The organism is Streptomyces sp. NPDC036822 (genome assembly GCF_055609145.1).
Window position 1 is genome coordinate 338,092 of sequence record NZ_JBVJPY010000001.1, and the last position, 17,806, is coordinate 355,897.

19 protein-coding genes and 1 riboswitch are annotated in these 17,806 nt (G+C 72.1%); of the genes, 9 read left to right on the top strand and 10 right to left on the bottom strand.

The annotated features are described in order from the left end of the window. Positions 1–23 precede the first annotated feature (23 nt). The 4 genes from metF to ACZ68P_RS01590 form a co-directional block, all read right to left on the bottom strand. Positions 24–941 carry a methylenetetrahydrofolate reductase [NAD(P)H] gene (gene metF, locus ACZ68P_RS01575; RefSeq protein WP_365718927.1) on the bottom strand — a complete coding sequence of 306 codons (918 nt, stop codon included), beginning with the start codon at positions 939–941 and terminating at the stop codon, positions 24–26. A gap of 73 nt (positions 942–1,014) precedes the next feature. After that, the gene (gene thiE, locus ACZ68P_RS01580; RefSeq protein WP_471000933.1) at positions 1,015–1,668 is read right to left on the bottom strand and encodes a thiamine phosphate synthase; all 654 of its coding nucleotides are present in this window, start codon (positions 1,666–1,668) and stop codon (positions 1,015–1,017) included. An 83-nt stretch (positions 1,669–1,751) separates the two neighbouring features. Next, positions 1,752–2,117: an Rv2175c family DNA-binding protein gene (locus ACZ68P_RS01585; RefSeq protein ID WP_365718931.1), complete on the bottom strand. Its 366-nt coding sequence runs from the start codon at positions 2,115–2,117 to the stop codon at positions 1,752–1,754. Positions 2,118–2,316: 199 nt separating this feature from the next. Next, on the bottom strand, positions 2,317–3,480 hold the full coding sequence (locus ACZ68P_RS01590) for an NAD(P)/FAD-dependent oxidoreductase (RefSeq protein ID WP_471002379.1): 1,164 nt from the start codon (positions 3,478–3,480) through the stop codon (positions 2,317–2,319). A 239-nt stretch (positions 3,481–3,719) separates the two neighbouring features. Further along, positions 3,720–3,832: riboswitch (TPP riboswitch) on the top strand. Here ACZ68P_RS01590 and thiO point away from each other — a divergent pair. The 6 genes from thiO (at position 3,830) to ACZ68P_RS01620 (ending at position 9,534) form a co-directional block, all read left to right on the top strand. Beyond that, on the top strand, positions 3,830–5,008 hold the full coding sequence (thiO, locus tag ACZ68P_RS01595; RefSeq protein ID WP_471000937.1) for a glycine oxidase ThiO: 1,179 nt from the start codon (positions 3,830–3,832) through the stop codon (positions 5,006–5,008). It overlaps the preceding riboswitch by 3 nt. Positions 5,009–5,013: 5 nt before the next feature. Continuing rightward, entirely contained in the window at positions 5,014–5,214 is a 201-nt protein-coding gene (gene thiS, locus ACZ68P_RS01600) for a sulfur carrier protein ThiS (RefSeq protein ID WP_471002383.1), read from the top strand. A gap of 5 nt (positions 5,215–5,219) precedes the next feature. Continuing rightward, positions 5,220–6,014 carry a thiazole synthase gene (locus ACZ68P_RS01605; RefSeq protein ID WP_471000940.1) on the top strand — a complete coding sequence of 265 codons (795 nt, stop codon included), beginning with the start codon at positions 5,220–5,222 and terminating at the stop codon, positions 6,012–6,014. A 94-nt stretch (positions 6,015–6,108) separates the two neighbouring features. Further along, positions 6,109–8,037, top strand: a complete 1,929-nt coding sequence (gene pknB, locus ACZ68P_RS01610) for a Stk1 family PASTA domain-containing Ser/Thr kinase (protein ID WP_471000943.1) — start codon at positions 6,109–6,111, stop codon at positions 8,035–8,037. A 5-nt stretch (positions 8,038–8,042) separates the two neighbouring features. Next, positions 8,043–8,894 (top strand): deoxyribonuclease IV, encoded by an 852-nt coding sequence (locus ACZ68P_RS01615; protein WP_471000946.1) that lies wholly within the window; start codon positions 8,043–8,045, stop codon positions 8,892–8,894. 79 nt (positions 8,895–8,973) lie between these two features. Next, entirely contained in the window at positions 8,974–9,534 is a 561-nt protein-coding gene (locus ACZ68P_RS01620; RefSeq protein WP_471000949.1) for a DUF4396 domain-containing protein, read from the top strand. Between the two features lie 95 nt (positions 9,535–9,629). Here the strand turns inward: ACZ68P_RS01620 and ACZ68P_RS01625 are convergent, their stop codons facing one another. Next, entirely contained in the window at positions 9,630–10,262 is a 633-nt protein-coding gene (locus tag ACZ68P_RS01625; protein WP_471000952.1) for a sulfite oxidase-like oxidoreductase, read from the bottom strand. Positions 10,263–10,437: 175 nt separating this feature from the next. On the opposite strand from ACZ68P_RS01625, the gene bfr reads away from it, so the two are divergent. Beyond that, complete coding sequence (bfr, locus tag ACZ68P_RS01630; RefSeq protein WP_471000954.1) at positions 10,438–10,914, top strand: bacterioferritin; 477 nt, start codon at positions 10,438–10,440, stop codon at positions 10,912–10,914. A 24-nt stretch (positions 10,915–10,938) separates the two neighbouring features. Here bfr and ACZ68P_RS01635 read toward each other — a convergent pair whose 3' ends face one another. Beyond that, positions 10,939–11,193: a (2Fe-2S)-binding protein gene (locus ACZ68P_RS01635; protein ID WP_365718951.1), complete on the bottom strand. Its 255-nt coding sequence runs from the start codon at positions 11,191–11,193 to the stop codon at positions 10,939–10,941. A 138-nt stretch (positions 11,194–11,331) separates the two neighbouring features. Beyond that, a complete protein-coding gene (locus ACZ68P_RS01640) occupies positions 11,332–12,681 on the bottom strand; it encodes a class II 3-deoxy-7-phosphoheptulonate synthase (protein WP_471000958.1) in 1,350 nt (449 codons plus the stop codon). Positions 12,682–12,781: 100 nt separating this feature from the next. Between ACZ68P_RS01640 and ACZ68P_RS01645 the strand changes: the two genes are divergently transcribed. Continuing rightward, the gene (locus ACZ68P_RS01645; RefSeq protein WP_093653364.1) at positions 12,782–12,838 is read left to right on the top strand and encodes a trp operon leader peptide; all 57 of its coding nucleotides are present in this window, start codon (positions 12,782–12,784) and stop codon (positions 12,836–12,838) included. A gap of 91 nt (positions 12,839–12,929) precedes the next feature. Then, a complete protein-coding gene (locus ACZ68P_RS01650; RefSeq protein WP_471000961.1) occupies positions 12,930–14,864 on the top strand; it encodes an anthranilate synthase family protein in 1,935 nt (644 codons plus the stop codon). 27 nt (positions 14,865–14,891) lie between these two features. On the opposite strand, the gene ACZ68P_RS01655 is transcribed toward ACZ68P_RS01650, so the two are convergent. From ACZ68P_RS01655 to ACZ68P_RS01665, 3 genes are all read right to left on the bottom strand, one after another. Next, positions 14,892–15,890, bottom strand: coding sequence for a 2-hydroxyacid dehydrogenase (locus ACZ68P_RS01655; protein ID WP_471000964.1), 999 nt, complete (start codon positions 15,888–15,890; stop codon positions 14,892–14,894). Positions 15,891–15,965: 75 nt separating this feature from the next. Continuing rightward, positions 15,966–16,994, bottom strand: coding sequence for a 6-phosphofructokinase (locus tag ACZ68P_RS01660; RefSeq protein WP_471000966.1), 1,029 nt, complete (start codon positions 16,992–16,994; stop codon positions 15,966–15,968). Positions 16,995–17,093: 99 nt separating this feature from the next. Continuing rightward, positions 17,094–17,804: a response regulator gene (locus ACZ68P_RS01665; protein ID WP_471000969.1), complete on the bottom strand. Its 711-nt coding sequence runs from the start codon at positions 17,802–17,804 to the stop codon at positions 17,094–17,096. Positions 17,805–17,806 lie beyond the last annotated feature (2 nt).

The following is a 17,806-nucleotide window of genomic DNA, read 5'->3' on the forward strand; positions in this document are numbered from 1 at the left end:
CGGGTCTGGGGCGGGTACGCCGGTCACGACTGCACGTGCAGTCCGAGATTCTCGTAGATCTCCAGCGTCGCGGTGGAGTTGTTCAGCGTGATGAAGTGCAGTCCGGGGACACCCTCGGAGAGCAGACGCGCGCAGAACTCCGTCGCGAACTCGATGCCAATGGAGCGTACAGCGGCCGGATCGTCCTTGACGGCGAGGATGCGTTCTTTCACGTCGGCGGGGAAGGCCGCGTTGCTCAGCTGGGGCAGCCGGTCGAGGGTCCTGACGTTCACAACGGGCATGACTTCGGGGATGATCGGCGTCTCGCAGCCGGCCTTCTGGACGCTGTCACGCATCCGGAGGTAGTTCTCCGGATCGAAGAACATCTGGGTGATGGCGTAGTCGGCGCCGGCGCGGCACTTGTCCACGAAGTGCCGGATGTCCGTGTCCCAGTCGCTGGAGCGGGGGTGCATCTCGGGGAAGGCGGCGACGCCGACGCAGAAGTCGCCGGACTCCTTGATCAGCCGGACGAGGTCGGCGGCGTACTGGACGCCCTCCGGGTGCTCGATCCACTCCCCGAGGGGGTCGCCCGGCGGGTCCCCGCGCAGCGCGAGCATGTTGCGGATCCCGGCGTCGGCGTACTGGCCCAGGACGTTGCGCAGCTCGGCGACCGAGTGGTCGACGGCGGTGAGGTGCGCCACCGGGGTGAGGGTGGTGTCGGCGGCGATCTTCTGCGTGGCCTTGACCGTCCCGCCGCGGGTGGATCCGCCGGCGCCGTAGGTCACCGAGACGAAGCTGGGGGCGACCGCCTCGATTCTGCGCAGGGCGTTCCAGAGGCTTCGCTCGCCCTTCTCGGTCCTGGGCGCGAAGAACTCGAAGGAGTACGAGCGTGCACCGGACGCGAGGATGTCGCGGACCGTGCGCGCGCGGTCCGAGCGGGTGGAAGCGGTACCAAGGGCCATACCGGCAGGTTAGACGGGGTACCCCCGCCGACGAAGCGGAGTCCGAAAGATGGACATCGTCAAAAGACGGACGTCATCCGGAGATCCGCTCCCGGACCCGCTTGGCCAGGCGGGCCGTGGCCGCGGCCGGGTCGTCGGCCTCGGTGATCGCCCGGACGACAACGATCCGGCGGGCCCCGGCGTCCAGGACCTCGTCGAGGGTGGTCTCGTCGATGCCGCCGATGGCGAACCAGGGCCGCTCCTGGCCGAGGGAGGCGGCGTACCGCACGAGCCCGAGGCCCGGTGCGTACCGGCCGGGCTTGGTGGGGGTGGGCCAGCAGGGCCCGGTGCAGAAGTAGTCGACGCCCGGCGCGGCGACGGCGTCGTCCACCTCGGACTCGGCGTGGCAGGAGCGGCCGATCAGCACCTCGTCGCCCAGGACGGCCCGCGCCGCGGGGACTGGCAGGTCGCCCTGCCCCAGGTGCAGCACGTCGGAGCCGATGGCGTGGGCGACGTCGGCCCGGTCGTTGACGGCGAGCAGCGTGCCGTGGCGGCGGCAGGCGTCGGCGAGGACGGCGAGGTGCTCCAGCTCCTCGCCGGCCTCCATGCCCTTGTCGCGGAGCTGCACGATGTCCACGCCGGAGGAGAGCACGGCGTCGAGGAACGCGGGCAGGTCGCCCTGGCGCCTGCGGGCGTCCGTGCAGAGGTAGAGCCGGGCGTCGGCGAGCTGCGCGCGTGGCGTGGACATGGGTGGTTCCCCCCGGTCGGTGCGGTGGCGCCGTGGGGCCGGGCGGGCCCGGCCCCACGGCGTCCTGTGCTGTCTTGGGTGCGTCAGACGGCGAGCGCCTGGGCGCGGCGCTTCACCTCCGTGCCGCGATTCTCGCTGAGGGCCTGCGCGGGCGTGCCCGGCAGGGTCGGGTCGGGAGTGAAGAGCCACTCCAGCATCTCTTCGTCGGAGAAGCCGTCGTCCTTCAGCAGCGTCAGGGTCCCGCTGAGACCCTTGACCACCTTGTCGCCCTGGATGAAGGCGGCGGGCACCTGAAGCGCCCGGTTCTCCCCGCGGCGCACGGCGATGAGCTGGCCCTCCTTGACCAGCTGCCGCACACGCGTCACCTCGACATCGAGCATTTCCGCGATGTCGGGGAGGTAGAGCCAGGCGGGGACGAGAGCATCGATTCTTGCGTCAATCTCGGTCACGGGAACAAGCCTGCCATCTGGGGCTGACAGTCGGAAGTCGGGCCCCGGCGAGCGTCCGCCGACGAGCGGCCGGCCCGGGCCGGGAGCGGGCCGGGCGGGCCTCGGTGGGCGCCTCTCGGACGGCGGGACTTCGCGGGCACTCCTCGGAGGACGGGCCTCGGAGGGCGCTCCTGGGACGGCGGGACTTCCCGGGCGCTCGTCAGAGTGCGGCCGCCTTCAGGGGCACGGAGGGGTCCGTGGCCCGTTCGGGATCGATGCGGGCGGCTGCCTCGATCAGCTTGCGGCCCTGGGCCAGGTCGCGGGGGCGCCCGACGGCCAGCAGGGCGACGAGGACGCCCTCGCGGAGCCACAGGACGGACCAGGAGGCCCCGGCGGGGTCGCCGCGGCGGACCAGCGCGTCCGCGGTGGTGTGGTGCCCCGCGTACTGGACGAAGCGGCCGAACTGCTCGGACCAGAAGTAGGGCACCGGGTCGTAGACGCCGGGGGTCTCGCCGATGATGTCGGCCGCGACCGTGCGCGGCCCCTGGAGGGCGTTGTCCCAGTGGTGGACGAGGAGCCGCTCGCCGTACCGGGCGGAGGGGAAGGAGGCGCAGTCGCCGACGGCGTAGACGTCGGGTAGGGAGGTGCGCAGCCGGTCGTCGGCGGTGACCGAGCCGCCCGCGTCGAGGGCGACGCCGGAGCCGTCGAGCCAGTCCGTGGCGGGCCGCGCGCCGATGCCGACGACGACGGCGTCGGCGGCCAGCGGCCGGCCGTCGGCCAGGACGACGCTGCCGGTCTCGACGCGGTCCACGCGCGCGCGGGTGAGCAGGGTGGCGCCGCTCTCCTCGTACCAGCGGGCCATCGGGGCGGCGACCTCGGCGGGCAGCGCACCGGCGAGTGGCCGGTCGGCGGCCTCGACGACGGTGACGGCGCAGCCGGCCTCGCGCGCGGCGGTGGCGAACTCGGCGCCGATCCAGCCCGCGCCGACCACGACGATGTCGTGGCGCTGCTCCAGGACGGGCTTGAGCCGGGCGGCGTCGTCGAGGGTGCGCAGCAGGTGGACGCCGGGCACGCCCTCGGTGCCGGGCAGGGTGACGGGGTGGGCGCCGGTGGCGATGACCAGCACGTCGTAGGGCACGGCCCCGGCCTCGGTGTCGATCGCGTGGTCGCCGGCGCGCAGGCCGGTGACCTCGAGGCCGAGGCGCAACTCAATGGAGAGCGCCTCGAAGTCGAGGTCGAAGGCCGAGTCCTCGGCCTTGCCCAGGAGGACGGCCTTGGAGAGCGGGGGCCGGTCGTAGGGCTGGTGCGGCTCGGCGCCGATGAGGGTGACCGGGCCCGCGAAGCCCTGCTCGCGCAGGGCGACGGCGGTCTGCACCCCCGCCATGCCGGCGCCCACGATCACGACATGCTGCTGTGCCTGCTTCTGCTCGCTCACCCGATCACCTTACGCAGCTGACGCGACGTCAGGAAGGTGGCCGCTCCCTCGCGCCGGGCCGGTCCCTCACCCGGTCCGTCTGCCCCGGATCGGGCCCGACCCGACACGCGCGTTCCCCAGGGCCGCTCCTGCGGGCGGGAGGCTCCCTTACCGGGCGCCGACGGCTGGGGATAGTCTGACCGCCAACGTAGAGCACTCGCGGGAGCCCGGACGCACCGGGCTGAGAGGGAGGCTGGCCGGCCTCCGACCGTACGAACCTGATCCGGGTCATGCCGGCGAAGGGAGGGGCTGGACGCCCATGCCATCACGTACGTCACACGTCCGTACGTCCTCGGACGTCCTCGTCATCGGGGGCGGGATCATCGGCCTCGTCACGGCCTGGCGCGCGGCGCAGCGCGGGCTGCGGACGGCGCTCGTGGATCCGGAGCCCGGGGGCGGGGCGGCGCGGGTCGCGGCCGGCATGCTCGCCGCCGTCACCGAACTGCACTACGGCGAGGAGACCCTGCTCGGCCTCAACCTCGCCTCCGCGCGCCGCTATCCCGACTTCGTCGCCGAGCTGCGGGACGCCACCGGCCACGACGTCGGCTACCGCTCCTGCGGGACCCTCGCCGTCGCCCTGGACGCCGACGACCGGGCGCACCTGCGGGAGCTGCACGCCCTGCAGATCCGTTGCGGCCTGGAGTCGGAGTGGCTCAGCGGGCGGGAGTGCCGTCGCCTGGAGCCCATGCTGGCGCCGGGGGTCCGGGGCGGGCTGCGGGTCGACGGCGACCATCAGGTCGATCCCCGCAGGCTCGCCGACGCGCTGGTCGCCGCCTGCGAGCGGGCCGGTGTGGTCCTCCACCGGAGCGTCGCCGAGCGGCTGACGGTGGTGGGCGACCGGGCCGCGGGCGCGGTGCTCGCCGACGGGACTCCGCTCGACGCCGAGCAGGTGGTCCTGGCCGCGGGGAGCCTGAGCGGCCGGCTCGGCGGTGTGCCGGAGGAGGTGCTGCCGCCCGTACGGCCGGTCAAGGGGCAGGTGCTGCGGCTGCGTGTGCCGCCGGCGTACGCGCCGTTCCTGTCCCGGACGGTGCGGGCCGTGGTGCGCGGAAGCCACGTCTATCTGGTGCCGCGTGAGAACGGCGAGCTGGTCGTCGGGGCGACCAGCGAGGAGCTGGGCTGGGACACCACCGTCACGGCGGGCGGGGTGTACGAGCTGCTGCGCGACGCGCACGAGCTGGTGCCGGGCATCACCGAGCTGCCGCTCACCGAGACCCGTGCGGGTCTGCGGCCCGGGTCGCCGGACAACGCGCCCCTGCTGGGCCCGAGCGCGCTGCCGGGGCTCCATCTGGCCACCGGCCACTACCGCAACGGGGTGCTGCTCACCCCCGTCACCGGCGACGTCATGGCGGAGGTGCTGACCACCGGCACGCTCCCGGACGAGGCCCGCCCCTTCACTCCCCGCCGCTTCTCTCCCGTACGTCTGGAGCAGCCCGCATGAACGTGCTGAACGTGTCCGTGAACGGGGAGCCGCGCGAGCTCGCGGGCCCCGTCTCGCTCGACGCCCTCGTCGCCACCCTGACCTCGGCGCCCTCGGGGGTGGCCGCGGCCGTCAACGAGACCGTCGTGCCGCGCGGCCAGTGGCCCGCGACCGTCCTCGGCGACGGCGACCGGGTCGAGGTCCTCACCGCCGTGCAGGGGGGTTGAGCGCGATGTCCGACGACACCTTCGTCCTCGCGGGTACGGAGTTCTCCTCGCGCCTGATCATGGGCACGGGCGGGGCTCCCAGCCTGGACGTCCTGGAACGCTCGCTGATCGCCGCCGGCACGGAGCTGACGACGGTCGCGATGCGCCGTCTCGACCCGACGGTGCAGGGCTCGGTCCTCTCGGTCCTGGACCGGCTCGGGATCCGGGTCCTGCCGAACACGGCGGGCTGCTTCACGGCGGGCGAGGCCGTGCTGACGGCGCGCCTGGCGCGGGAGGCCCTCGGAACCGACTGGATCAAGCTGGAGGTCGTCGCCGACGAGCGGACCCTGCTGCCGGACGGGGTGGAGCTGCTGGACGCGGCGGAGACGCTGGTGGACGACGGCTTCACGGTCCTGCCGTACACCAACGACGACCCCGTGCTCGCGCGCAAGCTGGAGGACGTGGGGTGCGCGGCGATCATGCCCCTGGGTTCGCCGATCGGCTCGGGGCTCGGGATCCGCAATCCGCACAACTTCCAGCTGATCGTGGAGCGGGCGGGGGTGCCGGTGATCCTGGACGCGGGCGCGGGGACGGCGTCGGACGCGGCGCTCGCGATGGAGCTGGGGTGCGCGGCGGTGATGCTGGCGTCGGCGGTGACCCGGGCGCAGGAGCCGGTGCTCATGGCGTCGGCGATGCGGCACGCCGTCGAGGCGGGCCGGCTGGCCCGGCGGGCGGGCCGCATCCCCCGCCGCCACTTCGCCGAGGCCTCGTCCCCCACGGAGGGCCGCGCTGTTCTCGACCCGGAGCGTCCGGCGTTCTGACGAGGTGATCCGCCTCACCCCGTCCCGTCACAGGTGCGCTGCAGTCCACGGTGGCGGGGACGGGGCGTCCGCCCGGGCTCGTAAACTCGGGGCCGTGGACACGACCCTTCAGGACCCTCTCGTCGGGCGGCTGCTTGACGGCCGCTACCGCGTCGACGCGCGCGTCGCCGTCGGCGGGATGGCCACGGTCTACCGGGCCGTCGACACCCGCCTCGACCGGGTGCTCGCGCTCAAGGTGATGCATCCGGCGCTGGCGACCGACGTCACCTTCGTCGAGCGGTTCATCCGCGAGGCGAAGTCCGTGGCACGGCTCTCCCACCCCAACGTGGTCGGGGTCTTCGACCAGGGCGCGGACGGCGCGTACGTCTATCTCGCGATGGAGTACGTCGCCGGCTGCACGCTGCGGGACGTGCTGCGCGAGCGCGGAGCCCTGCAGCCCCGGGCCGCGCTCGACATCCTGGAGCCCGTGCTGGCGGCGCTCGGCGCCGCGCACCGGGCCGGTTTCGTGCACCGCGACATGAAGCCGGAGAACGTCCTGATAGGGGACGACGGCCGGGTGAAGGTCGCCGACTTCGGTCTCGTACGGGCGGTGGGCTCGGCCACGAACACCACCGGCTCCGTCCTCGGCACCGTCTCGTACCTCGCCCCCGAGCAGATCGAGCACGGCACCGCCGACACCCGCGCCGACGTGTACGCGTGCGGTGTCGTGCTGTACGAGATGCTGACCGGTGGCAAGCCGCACGGCGGTGACACGCCCGCGCAGGTCCTCTACCAGCACCTGAACACCGACGTCCCGGCTCCCTCCGCCGCCGTCCCCGGGCTCGCCGCCGCACTGGACGGGCTGGTGGCGGGTGCCACCGCCCGCGACCCCGAGGTCCGCCCGTACGACGCCGTCGCGCTCCTCGCCCTCACGCGGGAGGCCCGTGCGTCCCTCGACGACGAGCAGCTCGACGCGGTACCGCCGCAGGCCCGCGCCGAGGCGCTCGGGGAGGGCCACGACGGCTCCGAGGACCGGACCAGCGTGATCCCGCGCGCCGCCGTGACGCAGCACACGAGCCGGCTCGCGAGGGAGCCGGAGCCGCGGCCGGAGCACCGGGCCGCCACGGGTGCGGGCGCCGGTGCCCGCCGGGTGTCCCTCCCCCGCGGCCCCTGGCTCGTCCTCACCGTCGTGCTGGTGGTCCTGGGGCTCGGCGGCGGCGTCTGGTACATCAATTCCGGCCAGTTCACCCGCGTTCCCGCCGTCCTCGGGCAGAGCGAGGCCCAGGCCGCGCAGCGGCTCAAGGACGCGGGCCTGGACGTCGGGAGTACCCGCCGGGCGTTCAGCGAGGTCTTCGAGCGCGGGACCGTCATGGCCACCGAACCCGCACCCGGCGAGCGCGTGCGCGGCAACGGCACGGTGACGCTCACCCTCTCCCGCGGCCCGGAGACCGTGAAGGTCCCCCACCTCAAGCGCAAGCCGCTCGCGGAGGCCCGGCGGATCCTGACCGAGGAGGGCCTGGCTCCCGGCGTGGTCGGCGAGGCCTTCAGCGAGGACGTCCCGCAGGGAGCCGTGATCAGCTCCGATCCCGAGCCCGGCACCGAACGCGCCCCCGATTCGGCCGTCGCCCTCGTCGTCAGCAAGGGTGTCCCGATCGAGGTCCCCTCGGTGGCCGGCGAGTCGGTGGCCGACGCCACCGAGACGCTGCGGAACGCCGGTCTCACCGTGAAGGTCGCCACCGAGCGGATCGACTCCCCGGAGCCGGCCGGTTCGGTCGCCGCCCAGTCCCTCGCCGAGGGCAGCCGCGCCGCCCGGGGCGACACGATCACCCTCACGGTCTCCAAGGGGCCGCGGATGATCGAGGTCCCCGACGTCACGGGCGAGCAGGTCGACGCGGCGCGCGAGCGGCTGGAGGGCGCGGGCTTCGAGGTGGAGGTCAAGAAGACCTTCCCCTTCCTCGGGGACACCGTCTCCGGCCAGTCCGTCGAGGGCGGCGCCACCGCCCCCGAGGGCTCCACCATCACCCTCACGACCAAGGGACTGTAGGACTCATGCGCAACCCCGTCGGCGGCCATGTCCCCGTGGCCGGCGGCCTCGCCACGACCGGCCTCGCCTACGCCCGCGAGCTGGGCGCCGAGACCCTCCAGGTGTTCGTCGCGAACCCGCGCGGCTGGGCCACGCCGGTGGGCAGCCCGGCCCAGGACGAGCGGTTCCGCGCCGGGTGCGAGGCCGCCTCGATGTCGGCGTGGGTCCACGCTCCGTACCTGATCAACTTCGGTTCCCACACCGAGGCCACGGTCGAGCGGTCGGTGGAGTCCCTGCGGCACTCACTGCGCCGGGGCCGGGAGATCGGCGCGAAGGGCGTGGTCGTGCACACCGGCTCCGCGACCGGGGGCCGGCCGCGCGAGGAGGCACTGGCGCAGGTCAGGGAGCGGATGCTGCCGCTGCTCGACGAGCTGACCCACGAGGACGACCCCTTCCTGCTCCTGGAGTCCACGGCCGGCCAGGGCTTCTCGCTCTGTTCCCGTACGTGGGACTTCGGGCCGTACTTCGACGCGCTGGAACACCATCCCCGGCTCGGGATCTGCCTGGACACCTGCCACATCTTCGCGGCGGGGCACGATCTGACCGGTCCGCACGGCGCGACCCAGACCCTGGACCTGCTGGTGGAGACGGTCGGCGAGGGCCGGCTGAAGCTGATCCACGCCAACGACTCGAAGGATGTCGTCGGCGCGCACAAGGACCGGCACGCGAACATCGGGGCGGGCCACATCGGGCAGGAGCCGTTCCGCGCGCTGATGCGCCATCCGGAGACCGAGGGTGTTCCCCTGGTCATCGAGACGCCCGGCGGCAAGGAAGGCCATGTGGCGGACGTGGAGCTGCTGAAGAAGCTCCGCGAGTGACTTCCCGTTGAGGAATACCCCCAGGGGGTATACGGTTCTTGGAGAGGCAGGAACCGCTACCCGACGTTGGGGGCCCGCCATGGAGCACGAAGCGCACGACCACCACTCCGGCCGCCGGAACCACGGACAGCACGAGCCGCAGGACGTCCGCCCCCCTCACCCCGACGAGCACCGGCGTGACCACCGGCACCACGGCGGCGGCGAGGTCTCCTGGTCCATGGCCGTGAAGGCGACGCTGCACTGCCTCACCGGATGTGCCATCGGCGAGGTCCTCGGCATGATCATCGGCACGGCGCTCGGCTGGGGCAACGCCCCGACGATGGTGCTCGCCATCGCCCTGGCCTTCCTCTTCGGCTACTCACTGACCCTCTGGGCCGTCGTGCGGGCCGGACTCTCGCTGAAGGCGGCCGTCGGCGTCGCACTCGCCGCCGACACCCTCTCCATCACCGTGATGGAGATCGTCGACAACGGCGTCCTGCTGCTGGTGCCGGGCGCCATGGACGCGCACCTGTCGGACGCGCTCTTCTGGGGCGCCCTCGCCTTCGCCTTCCTCGTCGCCTTCCTGATCACCACACCCGTCAACAAGTGGATGATCGGCCGGGGCAAGGGCCACGCGGTGGTCCACCGCTACCACCACTGAGACCGGCCGGAACCGCGCGCCGCGCGACGGCCCGGGACGCCTGGAGAGCGTGCGTACGGGGCGCCGCGACCCAGGCGGGGCTTTCCGGATGCGACCTAGAGCTCCGGGCCGTCGCCCGGCTCCTCCTGGTAGGAGTAGCGCTGCTCGGTCCACGGGTCACCGATGTTGTGATAGCCGCGCTCCTCCCAGAAGCCGCGGCGGTCGGCGGTCATGTACTCCACGCCCCGGACCCACTTGGGCCCCTTCCACGCGTACAGGTGGGGGACGACGAGCCGCAGCGGGAAGCCGTGCTCGGCGGTGAGCAGCTCCCCGTCCTTGTGGGTGGCGAAGATCGAGCCCTCGGCGGCGAAGTCGGAGAGCCGCATGTTGGCGCTGAAGCCGTACTCGGCCCAGACCATCACGTGCGTGACGTTGGCGGCCGGCGGGGCGAGCTCCAGGACGTGCCGGGCGGGGACCCCGCCCCATTCGGCTCCGAGCATGCTGAACTTCGTCACGCAGTGCAGGTCGGCGACCACCGTGGAGAACGGCAGAGCCGAGAACTCCTCGTGGTTCCAGCACCGCTTGTCGCCGTCGGCGGTCGCGCCGAAGACCCGGAACTCCCAGCGGTCCGGCTTGAACCTGGGTACGGGGCCGTAGTGGGTGACCGGCCAGCCGCGCTGCAGCCGCTGTCCCGGCGGAAGATCCGACTGCGCTGCTTCCCGGTGTACTCCGCTCTCCGGCTGACCCATGTCATCCATGGTGACAGACCGCGAGGGGTGGTCATGACCAGTGAGCACCGGGGTAGGAGCCTATCGGGGCAACTCCCACTAAGCCTGCACTTACTGGACGCCCCCCATCCGTGGTGCGAGGATGCGGCCATCCTGCCCAGTCATTACGTAGACATGCGTGGAAGGAGCCTCTGCGATGCAGGGCGACCCCGAGGTCCTCGAGTTCCTCAACGAGCAGCTGACCGGCGAGCTGACGGCCATCAACCAGTACTGGCTGCACTACCGCATCCAGGACAACAAGGGCTGGACCAAGCTCGCCAAGTACACCCGCGAAGAGTCCATCGATGAGATGAAGCACGCGGACAAGCTCACCGAGCGCATCCTGATGCTGGACGGGCTGCCCAACTATCAGCGGCTCTTCCACGTCCGGGTCGGCCAGACGATCACCGAGATGTTCCAGGCGGACCGCCAGGTGGAGGTCGAGGCGATCGACCGCCTCAAGCGGGGTATCGAGGTCATGCGCGCCAAGGGGGACATCACCTCGGCGAACCTCTTCGAGGAGATCCTCGCCGACGAGGAGCACCACATCGACTACCTCGACACCCAGCTGGAACTGATCGAGAACCTCGGCGAGGCGCTCTACATCTCCACGCTGATCGAGCAGCCGAGCTAGCTCGCTTCCCGCGGGCGGTCTGCGCTACGCGGCCTCGGAGAGCCCGTCAGGGACCGGCAGATCGGTCGCCAGGGCCGGCATGCCCTGGTCCAGGAGCTCCCGTCGAGGGCAGTTGCCGCGCCCGAGGATGGCCTGGATGCGCCGCACGCAGGAGCCGCAGTCGGTCCCTGCCTTGCAGGCGGAGGCGATCTGGCGGGGCGTGCAGGCGCCCGCGTCGGCGTGGGCCTTGACCTGCTTCTCCGTGACACCGAAGCATGAGCAGACGTACACGCGGTTCACCTCCTGCCGAGATCGATAAGGCTAACCTAACCTTACCCGGCGGGTCCGGCGCGTAAAAGCCCCGGAGACGACGGTGGGGCGCGGATCACATGGATCCGCGCCCCTTCGTCGTAGGAATGCACCTACTGATCGCGACGGCTAGTCGCGGTACAGCTCCGCGACCAGGAACGCCAGGTCGAGCGACTGGCTGCGGTTGAGCCGCGGGTCGCAGGCCGTCTCGTAGCGCTGGTGCAGGTCGTCGACGAAGATCTCGTCGCCGCCGCCCACGCACTCGGTGACGTCGTCACCGGTGAGCTCGACGTGGATGCCGCCCGGGTGCGTGCCGAGGCTCTTGTGGACCTCGAAGAAGCCCTTGACCTCGTCGAGCACGTCGTCGAAGCGGCGGGTCTTGTGGCCGGAGGCCGCCTCGAAGGTGTTGCCGTGCATCGGGTCCGTCACCCAGGCGACGGTCGCGCCGGAGGCCGTGACCTTCTCGACCAGCTCCGGGAGCTTGTCCCGGACCTTGTCAGCGCCCATGCGGACGATGAAGGTCAGCCGGCCGGGCTCGCGCTCCGGGTCCAGGCGGTCGATGTAGGTCAGCGCCTCGTCGACCGAGGTCGTCGGGCCGAGCTTGATCCCGATCGGGTTGGCGATCCGCGACGCGAACTCGATGTGCGCGTGGTCGAGCTGGCGGGTGCGCTCACCGATCCAGACCATGTGGCCGGAGGTGTCGTACAGCCGGCCCGTGCGCGAGTCGGTGCGAGTCAGGGCGCCTTCGTAATCGAGCAGCAGCGCCTCGTGGGAGGCGAAGAACTCGACCGCGCGGAACTCCGCCGGGTCGGTGCCGCAGGCCTTCATGAAGTTCAGCGCGTTGTCGATCTCGCGCGCCAGCTGCTCGTAGCGCTGGCCCGAGGGGGACGACTTCACGAAGTCCTGGTTCCAGGCGTGCACCTGGCGCAGGTCGGCGTAGCCACCGGTGGTGAAGGCGCGCACCAGGTTGAGCGTCGAGGCGGACGCGTTGTACATCCGCTTCAGGCGCTCCGGGTCCGGGACCCGGGACTTCTCGTCGAAGTCGAAGCCGTTGACCGAGTCGCCGCGGTACGTCGGCAGGGTGACGCCGTCGCGGGTCTCGGTCCCCTTCGAGCGGGGCTTGGAGTACTGCCCGGCGATGCGTCCGACCTTGACGACGGGCACGGAGGCCGCGTACGTCAGGACGGCGCTCATCTGGAGCAGCGTCTTGAGCTTGGCACGGATGTGGTCGGCGGACACGGCGTCGAAGGCCTCGGCGCAGTCGCCGCCCTGGAGCAGGAACGCCTCGCCACGGGCGACGGCTCCCATCCGGGCGCGCAGCTGGTCGCACTCGCCCGCGAAGACGAGCGGGGGATACGACTCGAGGTCCGCGATCACATCGCGCAGAGCCTCGGCATCGGGGTACTCGGGCTGCTGCGCCGCGGGCAGGTCTCGCCAGGTCGCCTTGGCGACGGCGTGGGAATCAGCGTTCACGGTCACACCACCACAGTACGGGGCGACACCCGCCGTCCACGCCAGTGACCGCTGGGTGAGACGGATGAGACGGACACGACACGCTCCATGGGCTACGATCACCGCCATGTTCGCGCAGACGACCCGGAACTGGTGGTGGACCGCTCATCCGGCGGCCCACTGACTGCGCGTACTCGAACACGCGAAGGCCGCCCGAGGGGCGGCCTTCTTCGTTTTCCGGGCCGTTCCTCTCCGCTCCACGGAAGGAACGCACGATGGACCTGTCCCGCCTCCTGGACGACTCCTGCCCCCCGTTCGCCCTGCTGCGCCGCCGCACCCCGGGCCGTGACCACGACACCGTCGAGGTGCTGATCGGCGCCGTGCACGAGGCCGAGCGCCTCGCGGACCTGCCGGTCGGCACGCTGCCGACGCTCGCCCTCGTGCCGTTCCGGCAGATCCGCGAGCGCGGCTTCGACGTCCGGGACGACGGCACCCCGCTCTCCGTGCTGGTCGCCGAGGAGGCGTACGAGCTGCCGCTCGCCCAGGCGCTGGTGCAGCTTCCGGCCCACCGGGTGCGGGTGGAGGGCGGGGGGTTCGACGTGTCGGACGCGGCGTACGCCGAGACCGTGCGGCGGGTGATCGACGAGGAGATCGGGTCGGGGGAGGGTGCCAACTTCGTCATCCGGCGCACCTACACCGGCGAGATCCCCGGCTTCGGGCGGAAGGACGCGCTGGCTCTCTTCCGGCGGCTGCTCGCCGGCGAACGGGGCGCGTACTGGACGTTCGTCGTCCACACCGGGGACCGGACGCTGGTCGGCGCGAGTCCGGAGGTCCACGTCCGGATGACGAGCGCGGGAGGCGAGGGCGAGGTGGGCGGAACGGTCGTGATGAATCCGATCAGCGGCACCTACCGCTATCCGTCCGGCACCGCGCCGACCGCCGAGGACCTCCTCACCTTCCTCGCCGACCGCAAGGAGACCGAGGAGCTCTCCATGGTGGTGGACGAGGAGCTGAAGATGATGTGCACGGTCGGTGACATGGGCGGGGTGGTGATCGGCCCGCGGCTCAAGGAGATGGCACATCTCGCCCATACGGAGTACGAGCTGCGCGGCCGCTCGTCCCTCGACGTGCGGGAGGTGCTGCGGGAGACGATGTTCGCGGCGACCGTCACCGGCTCGCCGGTGCAGAACGCCTGCCGTGTCATCGAGCGTCACGAGACGGGGGGCCGCGGGTACTACGCGGGGGCGCTCGCGCTGCTCGGCCGGGACGGGAACGGCGCCCAGACCCTGGACTCCCCCATCCTGATCCGCACCGCCGACATCTCCGCCGACGGGCGGCTGCGGGTCCCGGTGGGCGCGACGCTGGTCCGGCACTCCGATCCGGCGGGCGAGGTGGCCGAGACCCACGCCAAGGCGGCGGGGGTACTCACCGCCCTGGGGGTGCGGGAGCCGGGGCCGGCAGACGAGCCGGCCCCGGCGCGACGGCTCGCCGACGATCCCCGGGTGCGGGCGGCGCTGGACGCCCGGCGGGCCGGCCTGGCGCCGTTCTGGCTGAAGATGCAGGTGCGGTCGGCGGAGCTGACCGGGCACGCCCTGGTGATCGACGCGGAGGACACCTTCACCGCGATGCTCGCCCATCTGCTGCGCTCCTCCGGCCTGGAGGTCTCGGTCGTCCGGTACGACGAGCCGGGGCTGCGGGAGCTGGCGCTCGCGCACGACGGTCCGGTGGTCCTCGGGCCCGGGCCCGGCGATCCGGGGGACGCGGCCGATCCGAAGATGCGGTTCCTGCGGGGCCTGACGGCGGAGCTGCTCCGGGACCGGGACCACCGCCCCGGATCCGGCACTCGCCGAGGTTCCTCGGGCCGCCCCCGCCTGCTGGGGGTCTGCCTGGGGCACGAGCTGATCGCGGCCGAGCTGGGTCTGGAGATCGTCCGCAAGCGGACCCCGTTCCAGGGGGCGCAGATGCGGATCGACCTCTTCGGGCAGGAGCGGACGGTCGGGTTCTACAACAGCTTCACGGCCCACTGCGACGACCGGGCGGCGACCGAACTGGCCATGCACCGGATCGAGGTGAGCCGGGACGCGGCGACGGGCGAGGTGCACGCCCTGCGCGGACCGGGCTTCGCGGGCGTGCAGTTCCACCCCGAGTCGGTCCTGACGATGGAGGGCGCCGGCATCACCGCGTCCCTGCTCGCCGCGGTGCTGGTCTGACCGCTGCCGGTGCCGGGGCGGGGCGGCTCAGGAGGCCGCCGGGACCAGGACGTTCTCGCTGCGCCGCCCCGCGGCGTAGTCGAGGACGTTGCGGACGGTCGTGTCGACGATCTGGCCGACCGCGTCGACCGTGTAGTACGCCTGGTGGGAGGTGACCACGACGTTGGGGAAGGTCACCAGGCGGGCCAGGGTGTCGTCCTCGACGACCTCCAGGGACTTGTCGAGGAAGAAGAGGCCCGCCTCCGCCTCGTACACGTCGAGGCCTACTCCGGTGAACCGGCCGGCGCGCAGTTCGCCGACGAGGGCGCCGGTGTCGATCAGGCCGCCGCGGCTGGAGTTCACCAGGATGGCGTCGTCCTTCATGGCCTTGAGCGCGGCGGCGTCGATGAGGCGCCGGGTGGACGGGAGCAGCGGCACGTGCAGGCTGATCAGGTCGGACTCGGCGAGGAGCTGTTCCTTCTCGACGTACGTCATGCCGAGCTCGACGCAGGCCGGGTTCGGGGCGATGTCCCAGCCGAGCAGCCGCATGCCGAAGCCGTGGGCGATCCGGGTGAACGCCTCGCCGATCTTGCCGGTGCCGAGGACGCCGACCGTGCGGCCGCGCAGGTCGCGTCCCATGAGTCCGTCGAGCCGGAAGTCGAAGTCGCGGGTCCGGTTCGAGGCGCGGACGATCCGCCGGTTGACCGCCATCGCCAGCGTCCAGGCGAACTCGGCGACGGAGTACGGGGAGTAGGACGACACCCGGGCGACGGTGAGGCCCAGTCGTTCGGCCACGTCGAGGTCGATGTTGTTGAAGCCGGTGGAGCGCTGGGCGATCATCTTCGTCCCGCCGTCGGCGAGGATCCCCAGCACGCGGGCGCCGAGGTCGGCGTTGACGCTGGTGGACACGACGGTGTGGCCGACCGCGATGGGGGCGGTGTCCTCGGTGAGGAAGACGTCGAGGCACCGGACGCGGTGGTGTCCGTGGAACGCCTTCTCGATCAGCGGTTTCTCGTCCGCCTGTACTCCGAACGCCAGGATCTCCACGGAGCCCCTCCGGGGGTTTGCCGGATTTGTCTGGTACCCGGCGAATATACGGCCCCCGGAGGCGCCACGCGTGCCTCAGCCGAAGAAGACCCCCACCTCCGCGTAGAGCGCCGGGTCGACGGTCTTGAGGCGGGCCGTCGCCTCGGCGATCGGGACGCGCACGATGCCGGTGCCGCGCAGGGCGACCATCTTCCCGAAGTCGCCGTCGCGCACCGCGTCGATGGCGTGCAGGCCGAAGCGGGTGGCGAGCCAGCGGTCGAAGGCGCTCGGGGTGCCGCCGCGCTGCACATGGCCGAGGACCGTGGTGCGGGCCTCCTTGCCGGTCCGCCGTTCGATCTCCTTGCCCAGCCACTCCCCCACGCCCGAGAGCCGGACGTGCCCGTAGGAGTCGAGCGTCCCGTCCTTGAGGACCGCTTCCCCGCCCCGGGGCATCGCGCCCTCGGCGACGACCACTATCGGGGCGTAGGTGGCCTTGAAGCGTGAGGTGACCCAGGCGCAGACCTGGTCGAGGTCGAAGCGCTGCTCGGGGATGAGGATGACGTTGGCGCCGCCGGCGAGGCCGGAGTGGAGGGCGATCCACCCGGCGTGCCGCCCCATCACCTCGACCACCAGCACCCGCATATGGGATTCGGCGGTGGTGTGGAGGCGGTCGATGGCCTCGGTGGCGATGCCGACGGCGGTGTCGAAGCCGAAGGTGTAGTCGGTGGCGGAGAGGTCGTTGTCGATGGTCTTGGGAACCCCGACGCAGGGGACGCCGTACTCGTCGACCAGCCGGGCGGCGACACCCAGGGTGTCCTCGCCGCCGATCGCGATCAGGGCGTCGACCTCGCACTTGGCGAGGTTCTCCTTGATCCGGCGGATGCCGTGCTCCGCGTCGAGGGGGTTGGTGCGCGACGAGCCGAGGATGGTCCCGCCGCGGGGCAGGATGCCCCGGACGGCGGGAATGTCGAGGCGGACGGTGTCGCCCTCGAGCGGCCCGCGCCAGCCGTCGCGGAACCCGGTGAAGGCGTAGCCGTACTCCTGGACGCCTTTGCGGACGATGGCGCGGATCACCGCGTTGAGACCGGGGCAGTCGCCGCCCCCGGTCAGTACGCCGACACGCATGGAGGTCTCCTTCGCCGTGGCGGACGGAACGTACGACCTACGCTAGTAGTGACGTGGGTCACTCCGACACGGCACGGCGGGTGAATCGCGGAGGACTCCTCAGGCGTCGTCCAGGCCCCGCTCGATGGCGTAGCGGACGAGTTCCACCCGGTTGTGCAGCTGGAGTTTGCCGAGGGTGTTCTGCACGTGGTTCTGCACGGTGCGGTGCGAGATGACCAGGCGCTCGGCGATCTGCTTGTAGCTCAGCCCCTTGGCGACCAGGCGCAGGACCTCGGTCTCGCGCTCGGTCAGCTGCGGGGCCTTCGGCTCGTCGGTGCCGGTGGTGGTGGCCGGTTCGGTGGCGAGGCGGCGGTACTCGCCGAGGACCAGGCCCGCCAGGCCCGGCGTGAAGACGGGGTCGCCGACGGCGGTACGGCGCACCGCGTCGATCAGCTCGGCCGTGCTGGCGGACTTGAGGAGATAGCCGGTGGCGCCGGACTTGACCGCCTCCAGCACGTCGGCGTGCTCGCCGCTCGCCGAGAGCACCAGGACCCTCAGCGCGGGGTCGGCGCCGACCAGTTCCTTGCAGACCTGGACCCCGGGCTTGGCCGGGAGGTTGAGGTCGAGGACGAGGACGTCCGGGCTCACCGCCGTGGCGCGGCGCACGGCCTGTTCGCCGTCGCCGGCCGTGGCGACCACGTCCAGGCCGGCCTCGGCGAGGTCCCGCGCGACCGCGTCCCGCCACATCGGGTGGTCGTCGACGACCATCACCCTGATCGGCTCCGCCGTCCGCCGCTCGTCCGCCCGGGCCTGCGCCCGCTGCTCGCTCATGT